General features: G+C 37.1%; 7 protein-coding genes. 2 read left to right on the forward strand and 5 right to left on the reverse strand.

Features of this window, described 5'->3' with window-relative positions; all coding sequences use genetic code 11:
- Positions 1 to 231: helix-turn-helix transcriptional regulator (locus LGZ99_RS23665; RefSeq protein ID WP_262979765.1), on the forward strand; the 231-nt coding region annotated here is incomplete at its 5' end.
- A gap of 57 nt (positions 232 to 288) precedes the next feature.
- Entirely contained in the window at positions 289 to 969 is a 681-nt protein-coding gene (locus LGZ99_RS23670; protein ID WP_262979766.1) for a helix-turn-helix transcriptional regulator, read from the forward strand.
- A gap of 209 nt (positions 970 to 1,178) precedes the next feature.
- Here the strand turns inward: LGZ99_RS23670 and LGZ99_RS23675 are convergent, their stop codons facing one another.
- The 5 genes from LGZ99_RS23675 to LGZ99_RS23695 form a co-directional block, all read right to left on the reverse strand.
- On the reverse strand, positions 1,179 to 1,646 hold the full coding sequence (locus tag LGZ99_RS23675; RefSeq protein WP_262979767.1) for a DUF6392 family protein: 468 nt from the start codon (positions 1,644 to 1,646) through the stop codon (positions 1,179 to 1,181).
- Between the two features lie 105 nt (positions 1,647 to 1,751).
- Positions 1,752 to 1,925 (reverse strand): hypothetical protein, encoded by a 174-nt coding sequence (locus LGZ99_RS23680; RefSeq protein ID WP_262979768.1) that lies wholly within the window; start codon positions 1,923 to 1,925, stop codon positions 1,752 to 1,754.
- Positions 1,926 to 1,981: 56 nt separating this feature from the next.
- Entirely contained in the window at positions 1,982 to 2,206 is a 225-nt protein-coding gene (locus LGZ99_RS23685) for a hypothetical protein (protein ID WP_262979769.1), read from the reverse strand.
- A 108-nt stretch (positions 2,207 to 2,314) separates the two neighbouring features.
- Positions 2,315 to 2,782, reverse strand: coding sequence for a DUF6392 family protein (locus tag LGZ99_RS23690; RefSeq protein WP_262979770.1), 468 nt, complete (start codon positions 2,780 to 2,782; stop codon positions 2,315 to 2,317).
- Positions 2,782 to 3,542, reverse strand: a 761-nt coding sequence (locus LGZ99_RS23695; RefSeq protein ID WP_262979771.1) for an S-type pyocin domain-containing protein, incomplete at its 5' end; no start/stop codon positions are given. The genes LGZ99_RS23690 and LGZ99_RS23695, both read right to left, overlap by 1 nt.

The raw sequence follows: 3,542 nt of genomic DNA on the forward strand, positions 1-3,542 counted from the left end.
ACGCAAACTGAATGGGAAGTTCTCTTTCTGACCCTTCGTTCATTGGATGAAGAGAGTATCAGCGAGGAATTAATAATAAGTACGGAAGATGTGGTTAATCATATTCAGTCAATTTACCGAAAATTTGATTTGCCATTGCATGCAGAATTAAGAGATTTCTGCAAAGAAAACAAGTTTGACCTTTATATTCCAGAAAGATTTGTCACTATTGGTAGCATAGAGTTAGATTAACTATAAACTTAAATATCAATAATCAAATTTTAAGACTAGAAAAATAGGAATGACAATATGAATAGTAAATTAACCATTTCACCTCAAGTAATTAATACATTAGAGCAAAGTAATGAGCCTTGGGGAATAAAGGATAAAAACGCATGTTTTATTTATGTCAATCAAGCAGTTAAACAGCTTCAAAATATTCCAAGTTCTTTTGACTACGAAGGGCTGTATGAATATGAGCTTCCCTGGGATGGTGCCGATTTTGCCAACGAATACATGCTCCATGATAAAAAAGTGATGGAAAGAGAAGAAAGAATATGTTCACTTGAAACACATGTACATGGAAAAGATCAAATTCTGTCATCTTATTTTTTTGCAAAATATCCTCTTTATCATGAAGATGGGAATTGTATGGGTGTTCTATATCATGGTTGGCAAGCTCAGGACTATTCATTAACCCGTCTATACCATGGAAAACTCCCTGCATCTATTATGTTCCAGCCGCCAACTGATTTATTTACTCAGCGGGAATGGGATGTTATTTTCCTTCTTTTACAAAAGTACACCAGTAAGCAAATGGGCAAAATGTTAAATATCTCCTATCGCACCGTTGAAACTCATATCGCACGGATATATAGGAAAATTGGTGTTAATTCCAGTTATCAATTAGAAGAATATTGCCGAACGAATGATTATGATCTCTATGTACCAGAAAGATTTGTGCATCCAGAGAGTAAAATGTTTCTTTAAGCCATAGATTATAAAGGATTTCATATGAATATGAAGAAGAACTATACAATATTACCTCAGATTATTGACACAGTAGAAATAAGCAATGAACCGTGGGGATAAAATATAGTTCTTCAAATTTTATTTATTATGGGTTGGCCTAAATAAGTTACTGACTCTAGGATATGAAAATAAATTAGCTTTTAAAAAAACCTCCCATCTATTATTAATTACCAACCCACTTCTGATGTGGGTAAAAATGTCATATATCCTACACGCTCAAGCAGATCATAAGATATCTGCATACTTGTAGGAATACGAAAATCAAGCAGTGTATATAATTCTTTCCAACCAAACTGGTGCTTCATAATCATCTCTGGAGAATGTGATCTCTCAGGTTCACCAAAATGTTCATGAATCCATTGACGAGACATCATAGGAATTAATGGCGGTGGTAATTCATTAGGGAATTGATATGATAATTTATCACTATCAAGCAAGATAATCGTTACAACAAATAAAACCTTATTATTTCTTCTAAATGCTAGATATACACCTTCTTTGATCATATCTAATGATATATGGTCACTCCCCAAATATCCTTTTGGTTTAGTTTTGTAAGGAATTAATCCCTCATCAAAAATTTCCTGATAGGATTTCCCCAAACTATTAATTAGAACTTCAACGTTGATAGTCATTATTTATACCCAAGATCTAGCACACATGGAACGAAAACAGATATTAAATACAGATAATAGTTTGTTAGCCGCTATCTGCTGAAAGTAGAAAACTAGAAAGAATATTTATACAGAACGCTCAAATATCAACGCATGTACACGAAAATCAGCAAAATACAAAAAGCGAATCTCCATGTTGGGGTATTGATCACCCAACTTATACATATAAGCGTCGTATCCACCAACAACACCAATTACAGGAATTTTTTCTGGGCTACCAACAGAATCAGGTGTTCCCATAAGTGCTCTAACGAGCTTTATCCATTGAATGTAAAAACGGAAGGGGCATTTCCCCGCTATATCCCACCATCATCATAAATATTAACTAACGTAAATTGTATTGATTTTAGTTGTTTTGAAGCATCATCAAAAACCAACCTCAAACCTGACTCCGGGTTGCAAAAAAATTCTTCATACCCTTCAAACATATATTCAAACCTTCCGGCTGGGATAAGTTTATTTTCAACTAACATATCTGCGGTCTTCCCCAAACTATTAATAATTGCAATAACATCTATCATTATTTACATGACCTTTATTCTTGATTAAACCAACTCATCTGCGATTTTATTTTTCAAACTGTTCACAAATGAATTGGTTTTTAAAAATAACCGCCCACCTATTGTTGATTACCAACGCACTTCTGATGTGGGTAAGAATGCAATTGACTTCACTTGTTCCAATAGATCGTAATCAATCTGCATACTAGTTGGTATGCGAAAATCTAAAACAGTATATAAATCAGTCCACCCAAATTGACGCTTCATTATTACCTCTGGAGGCTGTGATTTTTCAGGCTCCCCAAACTGCTCATGAACCCACTGTCGTGACATTTGAGATACCAAAGGAGATGGTAGCTCATTCGGAAATTGATATAGGGGTCTCTTTTCATCAAATAGAGTCAATGTAATTTCTTTTAAACGCTTTCCCTCGCGATAAAACGCCAGAAAAACTCCCTCTCTTACCATATCCAGACGTACCACTTCACCACCAGAGAAACCTGATGGCTTAGTTTTATAAGGAATTAATCCCTCATCAAAAATTTCCTGATAAGTTTTCCCCAAACTATTAATTAGGGCTTCAACGTTGATAGTCATTATTTATACAACCCCCGTTCTTGATTGAGTTTATGCATCTTCGATCTGGCTTTTTCAAGCTGCACCTCTGTTGCACCATAGTTCTTCAACGCCGGCTTTATTGTATTAAAATCACGATCTACAGCGATTCTTAGATCCTTTGCATCCTGTTCTATTTGAGACGGGTTATTTCGTCCCCCATAAGTTGCACTGAACTTCTGATGAATTTCTGCTGGGATGATAATAGCCGCAACATCTTTTGCCATATCTGCTAACTGACCTTCAGTAAGCCTCGGATTTAATTTTTTAAAATAAGCCTCAACAGCCGCTCCCGACGGCATATGATCCGCATGTGTTCCATTCCTCGGTCGCCCGGCAAAGTTTCTATACAAATCCACTTCGAACAATTTCACCGACGGTTTACTCAAATACACATACACCGGCGGCATATTCGGGATCGGGAAGATCAGAATATAATCGCGGAAATCCTTCTCTTCCGGCATCGGCAACGATTCAATATCGCTGCCCACTTTCTCCGGGATTGGCAATACGGTGATTTGTGACGGAATAAACGGCCGTTCTTCATTCCCGGTATGGGCTGGAACCTGAAACTCCTGTTCGTTCGGCGTCCATAAAATCGTTGGCCGATTTTCTCCCGGCTCCCAGAATTCATAATTACCGGTGGTCCGATTCAGTGTCATCATACGAACCGGCACTTTATCCAGACCACTTTCCGGGCCGACGTGATACCCCAGAACCGTCATCCTGCCGCTTTTTTCAT

This window comes from Photorhabdus temperata (assembly GCF_025384845.1).
Classification (GTDB): Bacteria; Pseudomonadota; Gammaproteobacteria; order Enterobacterales; family Enterobacteriaceae; genus Photorhabdus; species Photorhabdus temperata.

Coding starts and splice junctions, on each gene's coding strand:
- LGZ99_RS23690 (WP_262979770.1), bottom strand. CDS start 2,782: ATGACTATCAACGTTGAAGCCCTAATTAATAGTTTGGGGAAAACTTAT.
- LGZ99_RS23675 (WP_262979767.1), bottom strand. CDS start 1,646: ATGACTATCAACGTTGAAGTTCTAATTAATAGTTTGGGGAAATCCTAT.
- LGZ99_RS23680 (WP_262979768.1), bottom strand. CDS start 1,925: ATGGGAACACCTGATTCTGTTGGTAGCCCAGAAAAAATTCCTGTAATT.
- LGZ99_RS23670 (WP_262979766.1), top strand. CDS start 289: ATGAATAGTAAATTAACCATTTCACCTCAAGTAATTAATACATTAGAG.
- LGZ99_RS23685 (WP_262979769.1), bottom strand. CDS start 2,206: ATGATAGATGTTATTGCAATTATTAATAGTTTGGGGAAGACCGCAGAT.